The organism is Desulfovibrionales bacterium (genome assembly GCA_028715605.1).
In the GTDB taxonomy this organism is placed as follows: domain Bacteria; phylum Desulfobacterota; class QYQD01; order QYQD01; family QYQD01; genus QYQD01.
This window is the reverse complement of record JAQURM010000001.1, coordinates 346791-372049: the sequence shown is the minus strand read 5'-3', so window position 1 is coordinate 372049 and position 25259 is coordinate 346791. Positions and strand designations below refer to the sequence as shown.

The following is a 25259-nucleotide window of genomic DNA, read 5'->3' as shown; positions in this document are numbered from 1 at the left end:
TCTGCTACAGGGGAACAGGACACAAGGGAATGAATGCCTCCAAAAAAAGCGAGAATTATCTTTTTCTTTGTGTCTTTGTGTCCTTGTGTCTAAATTTTCTCTTTTTTATCCCTCATTTTGCTTCCTCTCTTAGTTACGCCCAGGCCGGACCTTTTCCAAAGGACAAGATAGTCTATGTAGGCCAGATTACACAGGACGAAGAGGGGAAATTTATTTCCTATCCCTCTTATGTCTATGTGGACCCTGTTAAGCGCGAGGTTTATATTATTGAAGGCCGGGGCCGCATTTTGATCTACAATGCCGGTTTTTTCCCTTTATTTACATTAGATAAGAACTATGGCATTGAGAGCCCGCAGGGGGTGATGATAGACGCCCGCGGCTATCTATGGGTAGCGCAGGGGACGGGGCCAATTAACCGGCGCGGCCGTATCTCGCTCTTTGACCCTTGTCTTAAATGGATGCGGGACATATATTTTAACGGGTTTATAGGGGCGGAAGAATTTATCCCGTATCGGCTGGCTGAAAATAGCCGCGGGGAAATATTTGTTATCGGCACTTACAGCCCGGCAGTAGTCATCCTGGATAGTTTCGGTAATTTTCAGGGGACTTTTTTTCAGGAGGAAGAGGGGGAAGGCCAGAGGAAGAGGGTGGCGGTCAATGATGTCCTGATCGGCCCGGACGATCGTTTGTATCTGTTAAGTGAAGAGACCAGCCATGTCTATGTCTATGACGCCGAACGTAATTTCCTCTTTAAATTCGGCCAGAAGGGCGGCAGCACCGGCAAGATGAGCCGGCCACAGGGCATCGGGCTGGACAAACGGACCGGGATTTTTTTTATCGTCGATTACATGCGCCATGTGGTGACGGCTTATGACCGCAAGGGCGGTTTTATATTTGAATTTGGCGGCCTGGGATGGGGAGAGGGATGGCTGCAATATCCCAAGGACATCACGGTGGATGAAACCGGTCGGGTTTTTATAGCCGATTTGTTTAATAACCGTGTGCAGGTGTTACAGATTATAGCACAGGTTTTACCGGAAAAAGCAGCGGAGGAAGCGGAACCGGTAGGGCCGGAAGGGGTAGAGGCTTCCGGAGAACAGATTAAGGCGCCGGAGCCGGCCGGAGCCGTAGAAGGTAAGGGCGTAACATCCATACCGCCGGTGCCGATAAGCGAGACAGAGCCTAAAAAGAGTGAACGCATCGAAACCGGCACGGAAGGGGAAACAGGCAAGTAAGAGATGGGTGATAGCTCATAGTTCAAAGCTCAAAGCTGAAAGCCGGAAGGCTCAAGGCAAAAAGCAATGACCGGTTCAAATGGATTTGGGAAAAACATTTTTAAAACTAATGTTATAGGCACAATCTGCCGATAAAATATATGGTAAGGTTCAAACTCTGAGGGGCTCTATCTAATCAGATGAAAGATACCTTAATCACACTTGCAATATGTATCTTCTTGACCACAACTCCGGTATATGCCGGGACTTATCTTGATTCAGCCCACGGGAATACCTCTTATGGTGTAAACCGAAGCAGCACGTCCTCCGTCTATACCAAGGGGCACTGCGCCCACTGCCACGAGATGCATGCCAGTATCGAGGGTGTGGAACCGGCCCCCACGGGTGGGCCCGACAAATGGCTGGTCTTCACCACCCTGTATACTGATCAGGATACCGGGCTCTGTCTCAGCTGCCACGCCGGCAGTTCCAGCCAGGTAGGCATGCCCAACCAATACACCTTCAGTTACAAATTCGGAGGGGACACCAGTCTTATCTGTCCAAGCAGCATCGCACAGGCGTTCAGCTTTATCACAGAAGGCGGCGTGCCCCAATCAAACTGCGGCTCCACCACGGGATCTTCGCACCAGATGACGGCAGTGAGAACGTTTTTGAAGAGCAAGTGGGGATTCGGCGCCACAAACGCAAAGGTGAATCCGTGCTCCGGGTGCCACAATCCGCACAAGGCGCAGAGGCATAGCTACCCGTCGGGGAGCGCAGGCACGTCTCCGCTCTCCCGGCCCACTACGCATGACGGTGACTGGAATGTGTACGGCGCCGCCACGAACGAACGGATGAGCAACTACGTCTATCAGGCCCCTTACTCTTCAGGTTCCGCAACGACCTATGAGCCTGAAGGTACGGCTACCTTGGACGGATCCAATATGCCGGATTATGTGACGTTTTGTACGGACTGCCACAATGCCTCTTACAGCACCGGTCAGATGACAAGCTCGCAGAAATCCCAGTTCGCAACCGTCGGTGCACAGCCGTACATCAGGAGTCCGAACTGGACTACATCCCCGCACGGGCAGGCCGATGCCAGTATGGACGCCACGAAAAGAAAGGCTCCCTACACGGCAGATAAGAATTATGTCCTTTCCTGTACTGATTGCCACGAGACCCATGGCAGCCCCAACCGCATGCTCATCCGTAAGGAAATAAACGGCTCAAGCGTCGTGACCTTTGATACCTGGAATGATCGAGCCGGCTGGTTCACGGTCTGCCAGCGCTGTCATACCATCGACAGCGGCCACAAGGGCTCCAATCCGTGCTATGTGTGCCATCAACACGACACAAGCTGGTTCAAACCTATCTAAAGAGGGAATACCATGGCAAGATTGTTGCCATATATAGGGTTTGGGAAATTTTAAAATAAATATTCAAGAGACGGTCCGTTCCATGGAACTCAAGCGGCATGATGTAAAAATACTACGAATAATCATTATATATATTGCGACATTGATCGTAGTAATCCCAAATTTATCCCACGCCAAGGTCACCGGCGTCTGTTACAACTGTCATACCATGCACAACAGCCAGGGCGGCGCGGCCATGGCCCAGGAATATTCTTCCGGGAGCGGCGGGTTGACAGGGGATACCACACCCAATCCGTGTCTGCTGTCCTATGACTGCGTTGGTTGTCATTTTTCCAGTACGGCCAATACCATTGTAAGCGTAGGTTCAAGCAATATCCCCATAGTCTTAAATAGTACGACTCCTACCTCCCCCCTGGCGGGTGGTAATTTTTACTGGCTGGTGAATACGGGCGATAAATATGGTCACAATGTGTATGGAATTAAGACTCAGGAAGGCTCGCCGATGGATGCCCCGCCGGGTTTCACGGCCGGCGCCGGCACGCCCAGTGGCTACGGAACCGGGCCGGCCTCATGGGCCACCCAACTTAACTGCGCCGGTGTGTATGGCTGTCATGGCGATCGCACCCAAGGTGCAACGGCTGCCACCGTCGTAGAGGCTATGAAGGGGGGCCATCATACCGATGACAGCACCATAGATGCTTCAACTGTGGGTAAAAGCTACCGGTTTCTAAGGGGCATAACAGGTGTAGAGTTAAATGCTACTGGTTATAAATGGGAACAGACGGCCGATTCCACCCATCACAATGGATACAAAGGCGGGGCCACACCCGGAACCACGACGGACGGCATCAGTTACTTATGCGGCAGTTGCCACGGCAACTTTCACGGGCACGCCAATCTCGGAGGTTCCACACAGGTTGGTTCTTCTTCGCCGTGGTTCAGACACCCTACGGATTTTGCATTTAGTGGGGTAAGCGGTGGCTATGCCGGTTCAGAATACGCCAGCTATAACAGTGGAACAAATGCTTACTCAACTACCGCTCCAATAGCTTTATCCACGCCATCGACATCGACTTCGACCGTTGACAGCACAAGCATGGTTATATGCCTTTCCTGCCACCGTGCCCATGGATCGCCGAATTACAAGATGATCCGCTGGGACTATAAGAGCACCACCCTTTCTACGGCCCTGAGCGGCTGTAATGTCTGTCATACCTCAAAAAACTAAGCAATCAGCGGTCAGCTATCAGCTTTCAGCTCTGAAAAGGAGAACTATTGAAGCACAAAGTAGGGTGGGCTTTGCCCACCACAACTACGCTACGCCGCCAAAGATGGTGGGCAAGCCCACCCTACGTCTATTCAAGCGTTCCCTCCGGTTCTTTCAAATCTCCCTTAACCCCACCACCAACCCTCAGCGCATTTTGTTGCTAAGATGGCCGTTTTCTGATACCTTATCACAACGTTCACCGCAGACGCAGAGCTAAATAAAAAATTTAATATATGCTATCAGTTATCAGCCTTAAGCTGCTGGCTGATAGCTATTAAAAAGGAATCACGATTTGTCCTACCCCTTCCTGACACAGGTGAGAAAACCCGGCCGTTACCTGGGCACTGAGATAAATGCCGTCCGCAAAGACTGGCAGAAGGCCAAGGTGCGCCTGGCCCTTATCTTTCCGGATCTGTATGAAATAGGCATGTCCCACCTGGGATTATCCATCCTTTATCACATCGTAAACAACCATGCGGACTTCCTGGCCGAACGGGCCTTTGCCCCGGACCTTGATCTGGAGGAATTGCTCCGCCGCGAGGATTATCCGTTACTTTCTCTTGAATCACAAAGGCCGCTCCGGGAATTCGACATCTTAGGGTTCACGCTGCCCTATGAGCTTTGTTATACGAATGTGCTTACCGTATTAGACACAGCCGGCATCCCCTTCTATGCCCGGGAAAGAGATGAAAATTATCCACTGGTCATCGCTGGCGGGTCATGCGCGGTAAATCCAGAACCGGTGGCCGATTTCTTTGATGCCATCCTGATCGGTGATGGTGAGGAGGCCGTAATTGAAATAGCCGATGCCTATTCCCGCTGGAAAGAAGGCGCAGATGGCAAAGATAAGCTTTTAGAATTATTGGCCCGGATTGAAGGCGTCTATATACCGTCTTATTTCAAGATGTCCTATGGCCCGGAAGGAAATATCTGTGCTATCGAATCACTCAGGGCGGGCTGTGCAAAAGTGTCACGCCGGATAGTGAGCGATCTCGACCAGGCCCGGTATCCTGTGAGACCCGTGATCCCGCATACAAAACCGGTCCATGACCGTATCAGCCTGGAGATATCACGCGGCTGTGCGCGCGGCTGCCGTTTCTGCCAGGCGGGCATTACCTACCGCCCTGTCCGCGAAAGGCATCCTAAGACTATTCTCCGGATCGCCGAAGAGACCCTGGCTGCCACCGGCCATGAGGAGCTTTCCCTTCTCTCGCTCAGCACGGGAGATTATGTAAATCTAGAGGCGCTTATAAAGGCCCTTATGAATCGCTATTCCAGTGAACAGGTGGCTATATCTCTTCCCTCCCTGCGCGTGGGAACCCTGACCCCTGAGATCATGGCCGAGATAAAGCGGGTTCGTAAAACAGGCTTTACACTTGCCCCGGAGTCCGGCACCGCTAGGCTTAGGGCCGTCATTAATAAGGATATCTCGGAAGAAGACCTTCTGGCCACGGCTAAGGAGGCGTTTGAGGCCGGGTGGAACCTTTTGAAACTCTATTTCATGATCGGGCTACCAACCGAGACTTATGAAGACCTGGATGGCATAGCTGACCTAGCCAAACGGGTGTTGGCCTGCGGTCGCCATACCGGCAGGCGCTGCCAGGTCAACGTGGGCATCTCTACCTTTGTCCCCAAGGCACATACCCCGTTCCAATGGGAGCCGCAGATAAGTATCGAAGAGAGCTGGCAGCGGCTGGATTATATCAAAAACGCCCTGCAAAACCGGAGGATTCAGGTCAAATGGCATGACCCGCGGCAAGGTTTGCTGGAGGGCGTCTTCTCCAGGGGTGACCGCTGGTTGGCAGCCCTTATAGAACGCGCATACCGGCTTGGTTGCCGGCTCGATGGCTGGGGAGATCAATTCCGGTTTTCTCTCTGGCAACAGGCCGTAGCCGAAACCGGCCTGGAACTGGAATCTTATATAAGAAAACGGGACACTAACGAAATATTGCCCTGGGAACATATAGACTCTCTCGTAGATAAGGAATTCCTGATAAAAGAAAAAGAGAAGGCTGTCCATGGTGAAACAACAGCGGATTGCCGGAAGGATGGGTGCGTCCTTTGCGGAGTCTGCGACGGGAAAGGGAGAGTTCTCCGGCTTGCAGAGCCGTTTCAGGATAGTTTCACCCCGTCAAAACGCCTGGAATCCACAGAGACAACGCGCATAAGGATTTACTACGGCAAACTGGAACAGGCGCGGTTCCTTAGCCATCTGGAAATAACGCGCATTTTCAGCCGGGCGCTGAAGAGGGCCGGCATTAATCTGGCCCATTCTAAGGGATTTCATCCTATGCCGAAGATGTCTTTTAGCTCTGCCCTGCCGGTTGGGACGGAGAGTGTGGCTGAATACGCAGACGTAACGACGGGGGGACCGATTAGACCGGATGATCTGGCTTCCCGTCTGCAAAAAGAGATGCCGGAGGGTCTTATTATCTACGGCGCGGGAAAAGCGCTTACAATTGCCACTGCCGAAACAAGCTATTACCGGATACGGTCAGATAATGCCGTTTTTACGACCGGTCCGATACAGCGCTTCCTCTCAGCGGAAAGCTTCCCGATAGAACAGAAAAGAAAGGATAGCAGACGGCGGGTGGATATAAAACCGCTGGTGAAGACCCTGCAGTATATCGATGCCCGGACTATCGCCCTATCCCTGGCGACCCATCAAAAATTCGGGGCTAAGCCGGCAGAAATAGTGGGGTCTATCTTCAATCTTTCCGAAGAAGAACTAAAGAATCTTCATATACTGAAATTGCCGGATAATCCCGTAGCGGAAGGAAATTCTTTATGCCTGCAGAACTCATTATAAATGCCTCACCTTATGAGACCCGCGTTGCCCTGTTGGAAGGCGGCCTAGTTGTCGAGTTCTATGTGGAACGCAGCCTGGAAAAAAGTATTATCGGTAACATATATAAAGGCCGGGTTACCCGGGTCTTGCCGGGGATGCAGGCTGCCTTTGTGGATATAGGGCTGGAGCGGACAGCCTTTATCCATGCAGCTGATATCTATAATCAAGTAACCGAGTATGAGATGATGATGCTTTCTCGAGATACAGAGAGTGAGACAGCGGGAGAATTGCCGGAAAAAGATACAGAATATCACCCGCCGGCCTCGTTGAACATCGAAGACCTTTTACACGAAGGTCAAGATATAATAGTCCAGGCATCCAAAGAGCCTTTAGGGACCAAGGGGGCCCGGCTGACTTCCTATGTTACCCTGGCCGGCCGTAATTTAGTGCTCATGCCCATGACCGAGCATGTCGGCGTATCCCGTCGTATCGAAGACGAGGAGGAGCGAAAACGCCTCAAAGACATCATTGAGGCCGTTAATCCGGCCGGCGTCGGTTTTATAGCCCGAACAGCCAGCGAGGGTGTGGATGTCGCCAAACTGCAGGTCGAGATGGATTTTCTAATTAGAATGTGGGGTAATCTTCAGAAAAAGACCGCTTCCGCACCGGTTCCCTCGCTCATATACGAAGATCTGGATATTACGCTGAGGGCCGCACGTGATCTCTTCGCAAAGGAAGTAGATCGCTTGATTATTGATTCACCGGAAGAGCACCAGAGAGTGCTTACTTTCATGGAAACATTCGCTTCCCATCTGAAACCCTCTATAGAGCTTTATACAAACATCACGCCCATCTTCGATGCCTATGGTATTGAAGTAGAAATGGCCCGGGCACTGGAAAAAAAGGTCTGGCTGAAATCCGGCGGTTATATAGTAATCGAAATGACGGAGGCCCTGACGGCTATCGACATTAACACCGGACGTTTTGTGGGAAAAAGAAACCTGGAAGAAACCATCCTCAAAACCAATCTGGAGGCAGTAAAAGAGGTTGCCTATCAGCTGCGACTGCGTAATATAGGAGGCTTAATCATCATCGATTTTATTGATATGAAAAGGGAAAAGCATCGTGAAGAGGTCTTTAATGCCCTGCGTGAAGCCCTCCGCAAAGACAAAAGCAAGACCACTATATTGAAAATGTCCGAGTTAGGATTGATTGAAATGACCCGCAAAAGGACACGGGAAAGTCTGGGACGGCTTCTTTGCGAACCTTGCTTCTACTGTGACGGCGAGGGATTCCTAAAATCAAGACGAACTATCTGTTATGAGATATTCAGAAAGATTGAAAGAGAATCTGCCGATGTAATAGCCCCGGGTGTCACTATCTCCGTTCATCCGGATATAAGTGAGATGTTTCTAAACGAAGAGGCGAGACAGATCGAACTTCTTGAGCGGAAAATAAAGAAACAAATTACTATTCAGTCCCACTCAGACCTGCATCTGGAGCAATACAAGATATCCTATAATTGACGGCTTCGTAAAAAGTAAAATTTTACCGCAGAGGTCGCGGAGAACGCTGAGATAACATATTGAATAGTTTACACTTTTTCTCTGCGGACTCTGCGTGCTCAGCGGTGAGAAGGCTTTTTTACGAATTGATCAATTAGGATATCTTAAATTTTTCTTTCAATCGGCGGCAAGCCACATCCGGGACCAACCCTTCTACTGATCCCCCCAAGCTTGCTACTTCCCTGATCATGGTAGAGCTGATAAAAATCCAGCGGAACCCGGTCATGAGAAAGACAGTTTCAATATTACGGTTGAGCCGGCGATTCATCAGGGCCATCTGAAATTCATAATCGAAATCCGAGACAGCCCGCAGCCCGCGCACAATAACATTGGCCTGACAGTTGGCTACATAATCTACGAGGAGACCGGTAAAGGTATCGATCTCTATCCGTGGATTTTCATTAATAGTCTCCCGGATTATCTCCACACGTTCTTCAATTGTAAAGAGGGGCTTTTTAGTCGGGTTTACGGCTACGGCAATAATAACCCGGTCAAACATATTGAGCGCCCGGTTGACTACATCGATGTGACCGTTAGTTATAGGATCAAACGTCCCGGGATAGATGGCAACGACCTCTCCCACGATTCTATGCTTACCCACCTGCTTCCTCCCGTCCTTCTTTCTCAAAAAAATAGACCGTGGTTCGGCCATAAGCTCTCTTTTCACCCTGTATCTGAAAACCGGCAGGGGAAGATAAAACCTCTGCCTTATCGCATTCCACCACCACTACTCCATCCGGTTTCATTAAATTATCCCGGGCCAGCAACTCCAGCGTCTTCCGGGCCATGCCCTGGCCGTAAGGAGGGTCCATAAATATTACGTCAAAAAGGAGTCCGGGCTTTTCCAGAAATCCCAGGCCATGTAGCGGATTTTTCTGGAAGACTCGTCCTTTTTCGGAAAAACCGCAAAGCAAGAGATTCTTTTTGATGGTCTCAATGGCATAGGGATGGTGGTCAATAAAAACTGCCTCTGACGCCCCGCGGCTTAAGGCTTCAATCCCCAGGGCGCCCGTACCGGCAAAGAGGTCCAGCACCCGGGCTCCATCCCAGTCCAGGTTCAGGATATTAAAAATAGCCTGCCGAATCTTGTCGCTGGTAGGCCGGATCCCTTTTCCTTTTATCGGCGCCAAGTTCCGTCCTTTAGCCGTACCGGCAATAATACGCAATTATGCCTCTATGAAAGCCCTTCTATGACCATGGAGGCCGTGCCTACCGCCCTGAATGCCTTTATCAGTTCCCTGGCCTCTTCGTAAGCCATATCTTCGATCATCTTCTTATTTTCGGACGGTATATTATCTATCTTCTGTTTAAATGGCTTGGTGGCCATCTTTATATCTTTGTTATTCTCTCTGGCCCAGGCCCTCATTTCCTCCATTAGACCGGCTGGCAGTCCGTTATGGGCAACATTCTGCCACTGGGTGCCCACGTTGCCCTTGCGAATACCATAATCGGCAAAGCGGCCCACCAGATGCAGTGGGGTGCCGGTAATCCCATGCTGAGCAATTACTACCCCATCCCCTTTAACGGCCTCGTAGATCTGACCGGTGCGCTCCAGATCGATAAATATCTTCTCTCCTTCCAGATAATTACCATGCTTGGAGCCATTGTTAATAGCCAGCATATCCGGGCGCACACCATTGGCCTTAAGGCCGGAAATAAAGGCTACGGCCTCTTCCATCGTGGTCAACATGGCCTCCTGGCCGGCAGACTTTATCTCCCCCACCTCCACCTCAAGACCGATACCCTGGTCAATAATGGGCCGGGCCAGTTCGGCAGTAATACGGATGTTATCCGGCAATTCATTAAAAGAGGCATCTACAGCAAATGAGGTGTATCCGGCGGCCAGTTCTGCTGCAATGAGCCGGCGAGCCGATTCGATCTCTTTATCCGAGGTATTTTTGACGGTGATATGGTCGCCATGAATGAAAAAAGGCCGGGTAAAATTTCTTTCTTCTGCATAGCCGGTAATCGTAGCAAAATAGGTCTCAGGGTCCTGACCGGTATAGCCGCCATCTATATGGCCCTCGCTCTTGGCCAGCTCAAAAGCCACCACAGCGTCCAACTCTTCGGCCGCCCGCATAATCCCGGGGATGACATGTTTGATGCGCGTGTTACAGGCCATAACAATAGCCTTTTTATCGTTAAGTACCCTTAAGATGTCCTTAGAATTTAACAGGCATACTTTGCTTCCCTTGCCAAGTCTCCCGATCACATAAGATGGCCTTTGGGCCAAAACTTTGTCCGTAACTGGAAGTGCCATAACCATGCCTCCTTTGGCGCTCTAGGGGTACTAACTAAAACTTATCCGGTGACTTAAGATCAGTCCCTCCTACAAATATTTTTCAATCAATATCTCCGCTATCTGCACTGCATTTGTAGCTGCCCCCTTACGGATGTTATCAGCGACAACCCACATATTAATTCCATTGGCAATCGACTCGTCCTCGCGAATCCGGCCTACAAAGGTCTCATCACGCCCGGCAGCATATATAGCTAAAGGATACAGATTTTGGGCAGGATCGTCAACCACTACTACACCAGGAGTTTTTTTCAGAAGCTCTTTGAGGTCGTCCGCCGTGATATTTTTTTCCGTCTCGATATTTACAGACTCTGAATGTCCCCAAAAGACAGGCACGCGGACTGTGGTGGCCGTCACCCGGATGGAATCATCACCTATGATCTTTCTGGTCTCGTTGACCATCTTCATTTCTTCTTTGGTATAGCCATTGGGCAGGAAAGAGTCGATATGCGGAAGACAGTTAAAGGCGATCTGATGCGGATATACCGACCGGGGCATTTCCTTTCCGGCTACATAAGCGCGCACCTGTTCTTCCAGCTCCGCAATAGCCTTCTGCCCGGTCCCGGATACCGCCTGGTAGGTTGACACTACGATACGTTTAATCCCGGCTACATCATGGATTGGCTTAAGGGCCACCACCATCTGGATGGTCGAACAATTTGGATTGGCAATAATGCCTTTTTTCGTGTACAGACCAACATCAGCGGGATTGACTTCCGGTACCACCAAGGGAACATCCGGGTCCATACGAAAGGCGCTTGAGTTATCCACTACTACCGCCCCGGATGCCGCAGCCGCCGGGGCAAATTCTAAACTCCGTGCCGCCCCTGCGGAAAAGAGGGCAATATCTATCCCTTTAAAGGAATCTCTGGTTAACCGGGCCACCGGCACCTTATGTCCCTGAAAGGTCAACTCCTTACCTACAGATCGTTCCGAGGCCAGGAGACGGACTTCATCCACCGGGAATTTTCTCTCCTCCAGCACCTTAATCATGCACTGACCAACCGCCCCGGTGGCCCCGGCCACCGCTACGTTGTATTTAGCCTTTTTGCCCATGGTCTTCACTCCTTTTGCAATAATTCTAAGCGATCAGCTATCAGCTTTCAGTAAAAACAAAAAAGTCTCCATAGTTAATTAGTAACACTTTAGGTGTTTGAAACAGTCCTACATTCAGAAAAGGCTATTAATCTGGAACTCAGAAAATCAGGAAAAGATAAACCCTCTTTATTTGGGTTTGTACTTCCCTGAGTTCCTGATTTCCAGATTTGATATGTTTCTTTGCACTTTTTATCATCCATTTTCAAAACGCTAACTTGTTGTGATAATTATTGTTTTTTATCTTGCGGATCGCTGACGGCTGAGGGCTGAACGCACTTATGGCTTCGGCAAGACCGACACAACCAGATCGCCTACTTCGGTAGTAGTATAACCCATCTTGCCGGCAGCCAGGCTCTTCAGCCTTGTCACGATCTCCTTAATGCCGATTTCTATAGCCCGCGCCGCCTTCTCTTCGCCCAGATTATCCACCATCATCTGCCCGGCCGCTATAGCCGCCAATGGATTAATGACATTCTTCCCGGTGTATTTGGGCGCTGAGCCGCCGATAGGCTCAAACATGGATACACCGCCGGGATTTATGTTCCCGCCTGCGGCAATGCCCATGCCGCCCTGGATCATGGCCCCCAGATCAGTAATTATATCCCCAAACATATTATCAGTTACGATGACATCAAACCATTCCGGGTTCTTGACCATCCACATACAGATAGCATCTACATGGGCATAATCCGTTTGAATATCCGGATATTCTTTAGCTACCTCATGGAAGGTTCGCTCCCATAGATCGAAGGCAAAAGTAAGCACGTTTGTCTTACCGCACAGGGTCAATTTGCGGCGCTTGTTGCGACGCCGGCAAGAGTCAAAGGCAAAGCGTATGCAGCGTTCTACGCCCTTCCTGGTATTTATGGACTCCTGTACGGCCACCTCATCCGGTGTCCCTTTTCTCAGCACCCCGCCGGCGCCGGCATAAAGCCCTTCCGTGTTTTCGCGCACCACCAGAAAATCAATATCCTCCGGTCTTTTATCTTTAAGGGGCGTATCCACCCCCGGATAGAGGATAACCGGCCGGAGATTTATGTACTGATCAAGGGCAAAACGGAGTTTAAGTAAGATACCCTTTTCCAGGATGCCGGGCTTGACCCCCGGGTGCCCGATAGCGCCCAGGTAAATGGCCTGAAAGCCTTTTAACTCCTCAATAGCCGTATCCGGTAGGGTCTCGCCGGTACGCAGGTAACGCTCTCCACCGAAATCAAACTCCGTAAAATGGAACGTTATGCCATATAAGTCTCCAGCCGCCTTAAGGACTTTGATCCCCTGGGCAATAACCTCAGGACCAGTGCCATCCCCCGGAATAATTGCAATGTTATAGTTTCTGGTTCCCATAATATCTGTCTATCTCCTTTTGATTTAGCCGCAGAAGATACTTTAAAAACTTTTCTCTGCGTTCTCGTCGTGCTCTGCGGTGAAAAATTAAGCCCTTTTCACCTTCTTCATAATATGCGGAATGAGGCCGCCATCTCTCAGCAATTCCTGCATAAAGGGAGGAACCGGCTGGGCCGCAAATGAAAGCCCCTTCCCCGCGATAAAGATTTTACCCGAAGCCACATCTATCTCCATGGTATCGCCTTCCTCTACGGCGTCAGCCACTTCCGGACATTCAAAAATTAGAAGCCCCATATTGAATGCGTTCCGGAAAAAGATGCGGGCAAAGCTCCTGGCTACCACACAGCTCAGGCCGCAACCTTTAAGGGCAATGGGGGCGTGCTCCCGCGAAGACCCGCAGCCAAAGTTTCTGCCAGCCACTATAATATCCCCAGGCTTTACTTTCTGTGCAAATGATGGATCTTTGTCTTCCATACAATGCCTGGCCAATTCTCTGGGGTCAAACGTAGTCAGATGCCTGGCCGGTATAATCACATCGGTGTCAATATTATCGCCGAATTTCCAGACCTTGCCTGTTAGTTTCATCTTTTCTCCTCAGCCACAGAATGTAGGAGACAGAATTCAGGAGTCAGAAGACTCGATACCGGAGGATCCAATCTTTTTAATTCCTTCTGTATTTTGAATCCTATCTCTTTTTTATCTCTCTGTGTGCTCTGTGGTTAATCTTTTGGTATTACCCCGAGTTCTCCCGGCCCGCCTATGCGGCCCAAAACAGCCGATGCCGCGGTTACCGCCGGATTGGCCAGATAGACCTCGCTCTCCGGATGGCCCATACGGCCGACGAAATTCCGGTTAGTTGTGGCTATGGCCCGTTCGCCTTTAGCCAGAATGCCCATGTGCCCGCCTAAGCAAGGACCGCAGGTAGGCGGACTTATGATGCCGCCCGCCTCCAGGAAGATATCGAAAAGCCCTTGATGCATGGCCTGCCGGTAAATCCAGGGCGTAGCCGGAATAACGATCAGGCGTACATGCGGGGCAACCTTCCGCCCTCGAAGAACATGGGCTGCAATCTCCAGATCCTCCAGACGGCCATTGGTGCAAGAACCGATTACCGCCTGATCGATGGGCACATCTCCCACATGGGAAATGCCCCTGGTATTTGACGGCAGATGCGGGAAGGCTACCTGTGGCTCAATCCTTGAGACGTCGTACTCAATAGTCTCGACATACGTAGCATCTTTATCACTGGCATAAAACCGGTGCTTTCTCCGGCTGCGGCCACGCACGTATGCCTCTGTGGCCTTATCCGGCGCTATGATCCCGTTTTTACCGCCCGCCTCAATGGCCATATTCGCCATAGTAAAACGGTCGGCCATGGGCAGCTCGTCTATGGCTTCCCCGGTAAATTCCATAGCACGGTAAAGGGCGCCATCCACGCCGATCTGCCCAATGGCATATAAGATAAGGTCCTTGCCACAGACAAAAGGCGGACGTTTACCATGATAAATGAATTTCATGGACTCCGGGACCTTGAGCCAGACCTTGCCGGTAATCATCGCAGCCGCCAGATCGGTGCTTCCCACGCCCGTGGCAAAGGCGCCCAGTGCGCCATAGGTGCAGGTATGGCTGTCCGCACCGATCACGATGTCCCCGGGCAGCACCATCCCTTTTTCCGGCAAAAGGGCGTGTTCAACCCCCATCTCGCCCAGCTCAAAGTAATTCACAATGCCGAACTCTTTGGCAAAATCACGCAGGATTTTGACCTGAGTGGCGGCCTTTATATCCTTGTTCGGCACAAAGTGATCGGGAACCAGGGCTACCTTCTCCCGGTCAAATACGGATTTAACCCCGGCTGATCGCACTATATCAATAGCCAGAGGAGCCGTAATGTCATTACCCAGGGCCATATCGATTTGGACCTCAATGAGCTGGCCCGGTTTGACCTCAGCCAGTCTCGCCCCCTGAGCCAGTATCTTCTCTGTAATAGTCATGCCCATATCCCTGTACCGCCTTCCTTTAATAAAAAGGACAGATCAAGTTATGACCTGCCCTTTGTAGCCGGAATTTGTAACTATTCAGCCACTAAGACTAAGATTATTCGTAACACTTTAGGTGTTTGAAATAGTCCTACATTCAGAAAAGGCTATTAATCTGGAACTCAGAAAATCAGGAAAAGATAGACCCTCTTTATTTGGGTTTGCACTTCCCTGAGTCCCTGAGTTCCAGATTTGATATGTTTCTTTGCACTTTTTATCATGCATTTTCAAAACGCTAAATTGCTACGATTATTCTTTTGTGTCTTGGTGCCTTGTTGGCAGTCTTAATAAAGCGACTTGACCGGATTTCTCTTGAGATATTCCAGTCTGTTTAAGGCGTTCAAATAGGCCTTGGCGCTGGCTATAATAATGTCCGCATCCGCCCCCTGGCCGATAACCACCTGACCATCTTCCTCCAGCCGCACGGTAACCTCTCCCTGGGCATCCGTGCCCCCGGTGATGGAGTTCACCGAGAAACGGAGCAGCTTTGCCTTTACCTTGGTTATCTTGGTAATAGCATTAAAAGTCGCATCAATCGGGCCGACCCCGAACTCGGCCTCCTGCTGAAGCTCCCCGTCAATGTCAATCTGAACTGTAGCCGTAGGAACAGCCTCAGTCCCGGTAACTACTCCCAGATAGACCAATTGGTACTTATCCTTACCTCGAAAGATCTCATCCGTAATCAGGGCCTCGATATCGTCATCGAAGACCGTTTTCTTCTTATCTGCCAGGTCCTTGAATCTCTCGAAGGCCCGGTCTATATCGGCCTCTCCCAGCTTATACCCAAGCTCTTTCAGTCTCTGCTTAAAGGCATGCCGGCCGGAGTGTTTTCCCATCACCAGGCTGCTCTTGGCCAGGCCGATGGCACAGGGATTCATAATCTCGTAGGTGGTCCGTTCCTTTAGCACACCGTCCTGATGTATCCCGGCCTCATGTGCAAAGGCATTCGCCCCCACTATGGCCTTGTTGGGCTGAACGGGTATGCCGGTAATCATGGTAACCAGCCGGCTGGAAGCACAGATGTGCTCGGTAACTATATCCGTTTGCACTTTCAGGGCATCCGCCCGCGTCCGGATAGCCATAACCACTTCTTCCAAAGCGGCATTGCCGGCCCGCTCGCCTATGCCGTTTATGGTCACCTCTACCTGACGCGCCCCATGGGCTATGGCGGCCAGGGAATTGGCTACCGCCAGGCCGAGGTCATTATGGCAATGCACGCTTAACCGGGCCTTCTCTATGCCCGGGGTGCGCTCCATGACATATTTAATCTTTTGCCCGAATTCATCCGGCACGGCGTATCCGACGGTGTCCGGGAAATTGAGAACCGTGGCCCCTGCCTTTATCACCGAGGCAAAAACCTTACAGACAAAGTCCAGGTCACTGCGTGAGGCATCTTCGGCTGAAAACTCCACGCTGTCCGCATAACGCCGGGCGTACCTTACAGCCTCCGCCGCCATTTTTAACACTTCTTCCCGGCTCTTTTTCAGCTTATACTTAAGATGGATATCCGAAGTGGCGAGAAATATGTGGATGCATGGGTGCTTGGCTGCTTTAAGGGCCTCTGCAGCCCGGTCGATGTCCTTGGTGTTGGACCGGGCCAGGGCCGCCACCTGGATGTTTTTTATCTCTTTGGCCACGGCCTTTACGGCTTCAAAATCACCCCTGGAAGCCACAGGAAATCCCGCCTCTATGATATCCACATTTAATTTTTCCAGTTGATGCGCTACGCGCACCTTTTCGCTGATGTTCATGCTGGCGCCGGGCGATTGCTCGCCATCCCGCAAGGTCGTATCAAAAATAAAAATCTTATCTTTCATAGTTTGGCGATTCTTTTTAGTTTAGTGGGACTGGCCTTGTTCAACCAGGAGTTTTTCCGCTTTCCGGCGGCGGTAAAGGGCTACAAAAAGAACGGGCCCGGAAGCAACATAGAGCGCCGTCAATATAAACAGGGTGATATGGGGCTCCATAGCTATAACCATTATGAGCAGGATGGCCGCTACCAGGACATGAAAAGGTTTTTTCTGAAAGATCTGTGAACTTTTAAGACTATGATAGGGTACAGTGCTGACCATAAGATAAGAAAGGATATATATCATTATGAGCACACCCGGATGCTGAAACGTTCCCGTACTGCCTGATAATTCGTGATGCAGTAAAACACTCGTAGCTACCAGGCCGGCAGCGCTCGGACAGGGAAGGCCGTTAAAATAACGGCTGTCAATGTTGTTAACCTGGGTGTTAAACCGGGCCAGCCTCAATGCGCACGTTGCCACATAAAGAAAGGCCGCCAGCCAGCCCAGGCGCCGATAAGGCTGTAACGCCCAGAGAAATGCCAGAATGGCCGGGGCTACGCCAAAGGCCACAAGATCCGAAAGGGAATCGTATTCCAGCCCAAACCGGCTGGTTGTCCTGGTCAAACGGGCAATTCTGCCGTCCAGCATGTCAAAGACACAGGAGATAAGGATGGCCACAGCGGCCGTGTAATAATGGCCTCCGATAGCGGAAATAATGCTATAAAATCCGCTAAACAGGCTGGCCGTCGTAAAAAGATTGGGCAGGATATAGATGCCCCGTCTCCTCTTATCCCTCTTCTTTTTCCTTCTCCTAATCATGTCAAATACCCCAAAACAGTCTGACCGGCCACAACGCGCTGGTCTATATCCACTTCTATCTGGGCGCTTAAAGGTAAATAAACATCGAGGCGCGACCCAAAACGGATCATGCCAAACCGCATCCCTTTCCTTACCTTATCGCCATTTTCCGCCCAGCAGACAATGCGCCGGGCCAGCACACCGGCCACCTGAACGACGACCATGCGCCGGTCATCCTCTACATCAAGAAAAACAGCGTTATTTTCATTCTCAAAACTGGCCCGAGCCTGATCAGCGGCCAGAAATTGCCCGGCCTGATATCGTATCTCCTTCACCACTCCGTCATACGGTATGCGATTGACATGGACGTTGAAGATATTCATAAAAATACTGATCTTCAAAACTTGCCCATGTAAAAACCGTTCATCGGTCACCTTTTCAATCAGTATGACCTTGCCGTCTGCCGGAGAAACCACGGCGCGCGGATCGTCCGGGACCACCCGCTCCGGATCCCGGAAAAAATACAGGATAAAGATGCCTGCCGCCCCAAAAAATACCGAGACGATAACCCAATTTAATAGCGCTGCCAGCAGCGCCGTAAAGGCGGCGATAAAAATGAACGGATAACCTTCTTTGGCCACAGGTATTCCGGGCTGCAACATCAGCTAATGCCTATTTCTTCTTCTTTTCCTGCAGCCAGCTCATCATGGCCCGCAGACGTTCACCGACTTCTTCTATCGGGTGTTCTGCCTCCCTGCGCCGTAAGGCATTGAATACCGGCCGGTTGGCCTTGTTCTCCAATATCCAGTCCCGGGCAAAGGCGCCGCCCTGAATCTCCTCAAGGATGCGTTTCATTTCCCTCCGCGTCTCAGTAGTAACGATTCTTTTACCGCGGGTCAGGTCGCCGTATTCGGCAGTGTCACTGACCGAATAGCGCATGTAGCGGATACCTCCCTTATAAAAGAGGTCAACGATTAATTTCAACTCGTGCAGACACTCAAAATAGGCAATCTCCGGCTGATAGCCGGCCTCGACCAGGGTCTCAAATCCGGCTTTTACGAGTTCTGTTACTCCGCCACAGAGGACGACCTGCTCCCCAAAAAGATCGGTCTCTGTCTCTTCTTTAAAGGTGGTCTCGATAACTCCGGCCCGCGTGGCGCCGATACCTCTGGCGTAAGCCAGGGCTCTTTCCATCGCCTTACCACTGACGTCCTGTTGAATAGCCACCAGAGCAGGAACACCAGCCCCTTTTTCATACTCCGAGCGGACGAGATGTCCCGGGCCCTTAGGCGCAACCATAACCACATCGATATCCTTGGAAGGCGTAATCTGCCCGTAGTGGATATTAAACCCATGAGAAAAAACCAGGGTTTTTCCCTTTTTAAGGTGGGGCAGGACATCCTTTTCGTAAAGTATGGCCTGGATGTGGTCCTGGGTTAGTATCTGAATAACATCCGCCTCTTTACTGGCTTCGGAAGCGCTAACCGGTTTAAATCCATGGCTTACCGCCAGATCATAATTAGCCGAACCCGGCCTTTGCCCCACTATAACGTTAAGCCCGCTATCGCGCAGGTTCTGGGCCTGGGCGTGCCCCTGGCTGCCATAGCCGATGACGGCTATTTTTTTGTTTTTAAGTTTTTTCAGGTCCGCATCTTTGTCATAATAAATCCGCATCCAACTTCCTCCCTTATCTATAGGCAATGTCACTGGTCATTAGTCAATTGTCATTTGTCACTGGTAAAAGAAAGCAATCTTCCACAGTTAACCAATGACCGATGACTAATGACGTTCAGTATAACTACGGCGTCTTTTTGCTGCGTGGCATGGCAATGGTTCCGGTACGGGCCACCTCTTTTATCCCCAGCGGTCTTAACAATTCCAGCACCGCCTTTATCTTGTTTTCATCACCGGTGAGTTCAATAGTATATTCCCTCGGGCTGACATCCACAATCTTGCCCCGAAAGATATCCGCCATGCGCAGAACCTCGGCGCGAGTATTCCCTTCTGCCTTAACCTTAACCAGAACCATCTCCCGTTCTACAAAATCCCCTTCACTTATGTCCACTACCTTGAGCACATTGATCAGTTTATTCAACTGCTTGTTGATCTGCTCAATAATTTGTTCGTCACCCCGGGTCACTAAAGTCATAAGTGATAACTCCGGGTCCAGGGTTTCAGCCACGCAAAGGCTCTCGATGTTAAAACCCCGGCCGCTAAAGAGCCCTGCCACTCGCGAAAGAACGCCGGGCTTATTTTCAACCAGAACTGAAAATGTATGTTTCATGAGCAATCTCCCGTTTTTTAACTATTCGACCACTAAGACACCAAGACACTAAGATTAGAGAATTATCCTTTCAAAACATCTAAGCGCAGGCTTTTGTGCCTTTGTGCCCTGGTGGCTATCTGAACAGTCCCCCCGTTCTCAAACCAAGAGCATTTCGGTAGTTGCCTTACCGGCCGGCACCATGGGATAAACCTTTTCTTCATGCGCAATGATGAACTCCATAACCACAAGATTCGGGGTCTTCAGGGCCTTTTTAATAACCGGCACTACCTCTTCAGGTTTAGTGGCCCGGAGCCCCACCGCGCCATAGGCCTCCGCCAATTTGACGAAATCAGGTGCAGTAGCCAGTGAGGTAGCAGCGTACCGCTTTCCGTAAAAGAGCTCTTGCCATTGGCGCACCATACCCAGATACTGATTATTCAGGATGGCAATTTTTACCGGTAACCGCTGTTCCATGGCCGTGGCCAGCTCCTGGATGTTCATTTGAATACTGCCGTCCCCGGCTATGTCTATGACTATCCGATCCGGCGCTGCCAACTGGGCTCCGATGGCGGCCGGGAATCCATATCCCATAACTCCCAGACCACCCGAGGTCATAAGTGAACGCGGCTCGGCAAACTTATAAAATTGCGCGGCCCACATCTGGTTTTGACCGACTTCTGTGGTAATAATTGCCTTACCCTTCGTGAGTTCATAAAGTTTTTCTACTACATATTGCGGCTTTATCACTCCCTTTTCTTCTTTATAGGAAAGGGGGTGTTTCTTATCCCAATCACGCACCTGGGCCAGCCACTCTTCATGTTTTTCTTTCCAGTTTATCCCCTTTTCCCCTTTGAGAAAAGTGACGAGCTTTCCAAGGGCGTTTTTGCAGTCAGCCACTATCGGGACATCCACCCTGACATTTTTACTGATGGACGTAGGATCAATATCGATATGAATAATCTTGGCATGGGAAGCAAAGGCATCCAGCTTACCGGTAACCCGGTCGTCAAAGCGAGCCCCTACCGCGATAAGGAGGTCACAATTCGCCACCGCCATATTCGAACAATAGGTGCCATGCATACCCAGCATCCCCATCCACAACGGATGCGTGCCCGGAAACCCGCCCAAACCCATCAAAGTAGCAGTAGTCGGTATCTGCGCGAGGGTGGCCAGCCCGGTCAACTCGGCTGCCGCATTGGAGGCTATGATCCCGCCGCCGACGTAAAGCACAGGGCGCCTGGATTGGACGATTAACTGGCCGGCCTTTTCTATCTGGCCCACATGTGCCCCATAGGTTGGATTATAGGTACGCATATTGATTGTTTCCGGATACTTAAATTCAGTCCTATCAACCATTACGTCCTTTGGCAAATCCATTAACACCGGGCCGGGCCGTCCTGATCTGGCCAAATGAAAGGCCTCTCTCACGGTCTGGGCCACATCCTTAACACTCTTCACCAGATAATTGTGTTTAGTACATGGCCGGGTAATGCCGACAATATCCACCTCTTGAAAGGCGTCATTGCCAATGAGCTTGGTAGGCACCTGACCGGTCATAACCACCACGGGAATGGAGTCCCCATAAGCTGACGCAATGCCGGTAACTGTGTTTGTAGCTCCCGGCCCGGAGGTGACAAGAACTACACCCACTTTGCCGGTTACACGGGCATAGGCATCAGCGGCATGCACCGCAGCCTGCTCATGCCTTACCAGTACGTGACGGATAGAAGACTTCATGAGTTCGTCATAGATGTCTATTACCGCCCCACCCGGAAATCCAAAGATCAGATCCACGCCTTCCTTTTTCAAACATTCGATCAAAATCTGTGCGCCTGTCAGTTTCATAGTAATCACCTACCGATACTTGGCCAATATGGCCATTATTTTATCCTTCTCGGCTAGTTTCAACTTCTGAATCCGCTTCTTCTCCATGGTTTCTTCTGTGGTTAGATAGGGCCTCTGATTAAACTCCTCCAGTTTTCTCTCCAGAGACTGATGTTCTTTTGCCGCCCTCTTAAGCTCTTCATCTTTGTCTATCCAAAGGGCCATCAACGCCTTGTCTTTTTCTTCCATATCTTATTACCATCCCTCGCAAACTAAACTTGATCAATTCGTAAGAAAGCCTTTTCACCGCTGAGTACGCAGAGCCCGCAGAGAAAAACTTTAAACTGTTTAATATGTTATCTCGGCGTTCTCAGCGACCTCTGCGGTAATTTTTATTTTTTATGAGTTCATCGAACTTTGTTCACTATAAGAAATAACCATCTGATTTGTCAACTGATTATCATCGATTTTAGCATATTTGTTTTATGCCTTAAAGCTGATCAGGATATGTCCCCATCTTTTTCGGCCCATTTTAGCTCGGCTTCGGATGGCCGGATATATGCCGGAACCATGGTAACAATATCGGCCTGCTCTCCGGCCTTAAACTTCTCTGCCGCCAGGAAAGCCACATTAGAAGCCCGGATAAAAGAAAAGGGGCCGGGGGCAAAGAATGCCTTGTCACCAAGCTCCTTTTTAAAGAATTCGCCGTAAGACCGGGCGCCATCTCCAACCAATATCACCCGTTCTTTTATCCGTGTGACAAGGTCCTGCGGCGAAAGGGCTAACTCAGGGGAGGTCTTTATCAGCCGGCCATCCTCATTCGGATAATAAGCAGCCGTAAAAACCTCTTTCTTTCGGGCATCAATAACGGGAAACACCGGGCGGTCGGCCACGGGAAAGTTTGCGGCCAGCGCATCCAGGCTTGATATGCCCACGACCGGTTTCCCAGTGGCCAGGGCTAGTCCCTTGAAAGTAGCCAGGCCGATCCGGATACCTGTAAAGCTGCCCGGCCCTATAGCCACGGCCAGCCCATCAATATCGTTAAAGGCTAATCCGGTTTGGGCCAAAAGATGCTCTACCGCCTGCAATAAACGCCGGCTGTGCGTTTCGTTGCTGAAGAGGCTGTATTCAGCCAGCACCGCTCCGTTATCCGTGAGGGCTGCGCTACCGGTATGAGTAGACGTATCGACAGCCAGAATCTTCAAATATTACCTGCCCTATTCACCCTTTTACCAGGAGGCGAAGGATATCATTGTAAAAGACCACGGCCATAAGGGAAATAAGAATAACCAGCCCGACTTGCTGGGCAATCTCTCTTTTTTTGAGGCTGACCGGACGCCCCAGGATCAGCTCAATGCCCAGAAAAAGAAGATGTCCACCATCCAGGATAGGTATAGGCAATAAGTTTAGAACACCCAGATTGATGCTCAATAAGGCCACAAAAAAGAGAAGAGGAACCACCCCTGCCTGTGCCTGCTCACCGGCTAATTGAGCAATAAGAATAGGTCCCCCCAAGGTGGATATGGGCACAATCCGCTGTACCAGTTTTATTATACTTAGATATGTTATATAGACAATTTTCCCGGTCCGGTCGATTCCGGCTACGAACGCTTCGAGGGGATTCATCCTGTCCATAATAATGTGATCAGAGGCCGATATCCCGATCACCGGAACTGTAACTTCCTCACCAAATATGTTGCGATGCGCAGCTATAACCGGTGTTATCTGTACCCTGAAGGCCTTGCCGTCACGCACCGCATAAATATCCAGCGGCTGTTTACCGCCCTTGCGTACCATCCCGGCAAGTTCATCCCACTCTTTTACGTGACGGCCATTGATGTGGGTGATCCGGTCTCCGGGCCTAAGGCCGGCCTCTTGTGCCGGCAGCCCGTCTTGCACGCCACCTATAGTCGCCGGCAGCATAGGTTGCCCAAAGGCCATAAAAGTGACAAAAAATATGAAAAAGGCAAAAATAAGATTAGAAAAAGGCCCTGCCGCTACAATAAGGCCCCGTTGCCACAATTTTTTATGGATAAAAGACCTGGACTCTTCATCGGCTTCAACGGTTTCCCCCGGATTTTCACCAAAAAGTTTGACATAACCACCAAGGGGCACGGCTGATATACGATATTCCGTTTCACCAACTACCTTGCCCCATATCCTGGGGCCAAAACCCAAAGAAAATTTTTCTACCCTGACCTTAAAAACTTTGGCCAGCAAGAAATGTCCCAGTTCATGCACCAGGATCAATACGCCCAGGACTATTATCACGGTAAAAACAGTCGTCATCTATCCTCGTTCCCTACACACGGGTATTGTCAAAAATCTCACTGCGTAAGCCAAAATGTAGAATTCAGGAGCCAGAAAACAGAAGAAAGATGAAAGAATCGAGACATTATCAATTCTGGATTCTGGATTCTGGATTCTGAATTATTTTTTAACCTCTTCTTCAGCCCGGATTCTGGCCAAACGATCCGCTGCCATGACGTCTTCCAGTGAATTAACTGCTGAGGCTTCCGAACCATTCATCGTGCCTTCCACGACACGGACAATATCCGTGAATCTTATGCGGCCTTCGAGAAAGGCATCTACCGCTACCTCATTGGCCGCATTAAGGACAACGGGCAGTGTCCCTCCCTGCTTACAAGCCGCATACGCCAGCCGCAGGCATGGAAATTTGTCCATATCCGGTTCTAAAAAAGTCAGGTTATTTACTGATGGAAGATCCAGCCGGGGAAGCCCCATATCGATCCGCTCCGGGGCGGAAAGGGCATAGGCAATCGGAATACGCATGTCCGGTATGCCCAGTTGAGCAATTATGGAACCATCTATGTACTCCACCATAGAATGCACTATACTCTGTGGGTGTATTTGCACGACTATCTGCTCGACGGAGAGATCAAAAAGCCATTTAGCCTCTATAACCTCCAGTCCCTTGTTCATTAAGGAGGCAGAGTCAATCGTTATCTTCCTGCCCATTTGCCAGTTGGGATGTTTTAAGGCCTCGGCCGGGGCTATATTATGCAACATCTCATAAGTATAATGCAAGAACGGTCCGCCTGAAGCTGTGAGTATGATCCTCCTGACATCTTCTTTACGGTGTCCTAACAGGGACTGAAAAATGGCGCCATGCTCACTATCAACAGGGTTAATGGAGACGCCCTTATCCCTGGCTGCTTTCATAATCAGCGAACCGGCGGTAACCAGGACTTCTTTATTGGCCAGGGCAATATTCTTCCCCGCACAGATGGCCTCGTAAGTGGGCACGAGACCGGCAGCGCCCACCATAGCCGAGACAACCATATCAACTTCCGGCAGCGTAGCCACCTCTCTATACCCGTTTATACCGGAAGCAACCTCCACGCCCAGCCCCGCCAGCATCCGGGCCTTTAACTCCACAGCCAGTCTCTCATCCTGGACAGAGACCAGGCGCGGCCTAAAGCGTTCAATCTGTTCTATCAACAATCCGATGTTCTTGCCGGCAGAAAGTCCGGCTACCTGGAAACGTTCCGGAAAACGCGCGGCCACTTCCAACGCGTTGCGCCCAATAGACCCGGTAGAACCCAGGATAGATAATATTTTCAATGC

At 50.5% G+C, this 25259-nt stretch carries 22 protein-coding genes; 5 read left to right on the top strand and 17 right to left on the bottom strand.

The features are described 5' to 3' along the window. Positions 1-29: 29 nt before the first annotated feature. From PHT49_01735 to PHT49_01715, 5 genes are all read left to right on the top strand, one after another. Positions 30-1235, top strand: a complete 1206-nt coding sequence (locus PHT49_01735; GenBank protein MDD5450602.1) for an NHL repeat-containing protein — start codon at positions 30-32, stop codon at positions 1233-1235. Between the two features lie 179 nt (positions 1236-1414). Further along, complete coding sequence (locus tag PHT49_01730) at positions 1415-2593, top strand: cytochrome c3 family protein (protein MDD5450601.1); 1179 nt, start codon at positions 1415-1417, stop codon at positions 2591-2593. Positions 2594-2675: 82 nt separating this feature from the next. Then, positions 2676-3821 (top strand): cytochrome c3 family protein, encoded by a 1146-nt coding sequence (locus PHT49_01725; protein ID MDD5450600.1) that lies wholly within the window; start codon positions 2676-2678, stop codon positions 3819-3821. A gap of 331 nt (positions 3822-4152) precedes the next feature. Next, positions 4153-6669, top strand: a complete 2517-nt coding sequence (locus PHT49_01720; GenBank protein ID MDD5450599.1) for a TIGR03960 family B12-binding radical SAM protein — start codon at positions 4153-4155, stop codon at positions 6667-6669. Beyond that, on the top strand, positions 6648-8174 hold the full coding sequence (locus PHT49_01715; protein ID MDD5450598.1) for an Rne/Rng family ribonuclease: 1527 nt from the start codon (positions 6648-6650) through the stop codon (positions 8172-8174). Before PHT49_01720 ends, PHT49_01715 begins: the two co-directional genes overlap by 22 nt. 133 nt (positions 8175-8307) lie before the next feature. Here PHT49_01715 and coaD read toward each other — a convergent pair whose 3' ends face one another. From coaD to PHT49_01630, 17 genes are all read right to left on the bottom strand, one after another. After that, positions 8308-8814 carry a pantetheine-phosphate adenylyltransferase gene (gene coaD, locus PHT49_01710; GenBank protein MDD5450597.1) on the bottom strand — a complete coding sequence of 169 codons (507 nt, stop codon included), beginning with the start codon at positions 8812-8814 and terminating at the stop codon, positions 8308-8310. Further along, positions 8807-9379 (bottom strand): 16S rRNA (guanine(966)-N(2))-methyltransferase RsmD, encoded by a 573-nt coding sequence (rsmD, locus tag PHT49_01705; protein ID MDD5450596.1) that lies wholly within the window; start codon positions 9377-9379, stop codon positions 8807-8809. Before rsmD ends, coaD begins: the two co-directional genes overlap by 8 nt. 8 nt (positions 9380-9387) lie before the next feature. Next, the gene (locus tag PHT49_01700) at positions 9388-10473 is read right to left on the bottom strand and encodes a class II fructose-bisphosphate aldolase (GenBank protein MDD5450595.1); all 1086 of its coding nucleotides are present in this window, start codon (positions 10471-10473) and stop codon (positions 9388-9390) included. Between the two features lie 69 nt (positions 10474-10542). Further along, positions 10543-11568 carry an aspartate-semialdehyde dehydrogenase gene (locus PHT49_01695; protein ID MDD5450594.1) on the bottom strand — a complete coding sequence of 342 codons (1026 nt, stop codon included), beginning with the start codon at positions 11566-11568 and terminating at the stop codon, positions 10543-10545. Between the two features lie 318 nt (positions 11569-11886). Further along, positions 11887-12954 carry a 3-isopropylmalate dehydrogenase gene (locus tag PHT49_01690; protein ID MDD5450593.1) on the bottom strand — a complete coding sequence of 356 codons (1068 nt, stop codon included), beginning with the start codon at positions 12952-12954 and terminating at the stop codon, positions 11887-11889. An 87-nt stretch (positions 12955-13041) separates the two neighbouring features. After that, on the bottom strand, positions 13042-13539 hold the full coding sequence (locus PHT49_01685) for a 3-isopropylmalate dehydratase small subunit (protein ID MDD5450592.1): 498 nt from the start codon (positions 13537-13539) through the stop codon (positions 13042-13044). Positions 13540-13673: 134 nt separating this feature from the next. After that, positions 13674-14951, bottom strand: coding sequence for a 3-isopropylmalate dehydratase large subunit (leuC, locus tag PHT49_01680; GenBank protein MDD5450591.1), 1278 nt, complete (start codon positions 14949-14951; stop codon positions 13674-13676). A gap of 323 nt (positions 14952-15274) precedes the next feature. After that, on the bottom strand, positions 15275-16807 hold the full coding sequence (locus PHT49_01675) for a 2-isopropylmalate synthase (protein MDD5450590.1): 1533 nt from the start codon (positions 16805-16807) through the stop codon (positions 15275-15277). Between the two features lie 21 nt (positions 16808-16828). Next, positions 16829-17602, bottom strand: coding sequence for a CDP-diacylglycerol--serine O-phosphatidyltransferase (pssA, locus tag PHT49_01670; protein MDD5450589.1), 774 nt, complete (start codon positions 17600-17602; stop codon positions 16829-16831). After that, positions 17599-18222, bottom strand: a complete 624-nt coding sequence (locus PHT49_01665; protein MDD5450588.1) for a phosphatidylserine decarboxylase family protein — start codon at positions 18220-18222, stop codon at positions 17599-17601. Before PHT49_01665 ends, pssA begins: the two co-directional genes overlap by 4 nt. A 31-nt stretch (positions 18223-18253) precedes the next feature. Beyond that, entirely contained in the window at positions 18254-19255 is a 1002-nt protein-coding gene (gene ilvC, locus PHT49_01660; protein MDD5450587.1) for a ketol-acid reductoisomerase, read from the bottom strand. A gap of 124 nt (positions 19256-19379) precedes the next feature. Continuing rightward, positions 19380-19865 carry an acetolactate synthase small subunit gene (gene ilvN, locus PHT49_01655; protein ID MDD5450586.1) on the bottom strand — a complete coding sequence of 162 codons (486 nt, stop codon included), beginning with the start codon at positions 19863-19865 and terminating at the stop codon, positions 19380-19382. 138 nt (positions 19866-20003) lie between these two features. Next, on the bottom strand, positions 20004-21692 hold the full coding sequence (ilvB, locus tag PHT49_01650) for a biosynthetic-type acetolactate synthase large subunit (protein MDD5450585.1): 1689 nt from the start codon (positions 21690-21692) through the stop codon (positions 20004-20006). 9 nt (positions 21693-21701) lie between these two features. Beyond that, entirely contained in the window at positions 21702-21920 is a 219-nt protein-coding gene (locus tag PHT49_01645; protein ID MDD5450584.1) for a DUF465 domain-containing protein, read from the bottom strand. 251 nt (positions 21921-22171) lie between these two features. Next, complete coding sequence (tsaB, locus tag PHT49_01640; GenBank protein MDD5450583.1) at positions 22172-22876, bottom strand: tRNA (adenosine(37)-N6)-threonylcarbamoyltransferase complex dimerization subunit type 1 TsaB; 705 nt, start codon at positions 22874-22876, stop codon at positions 22172-22174. Positions 22877-22892: 16 nt separating this feature from the next. Beyond that, positions 22893-23960, bottom strand: coding sequence for an RIP metalloprotease RseP (gene rseP / locus PHT49_01635; protein MDD5450582.1), 1068 nt, complete (start codon positions 23958-23960; stop codon positions 22893-22895). A gap of 141 nt (positions 23961-24101) precedes the next feature. Then, positions 24102-25256, bottom strand: a complete 1155-nt coding sequence (locus PHT49_01630; protein MDD5450581.1) for a 1-deoxy-D-xylulose-5-phosphate reductoisomerase — start codon at positions 25254-25256, stop codon at positions 24102-24104. Positions 25257-25259: the final 3 nt, after the last annotated feature.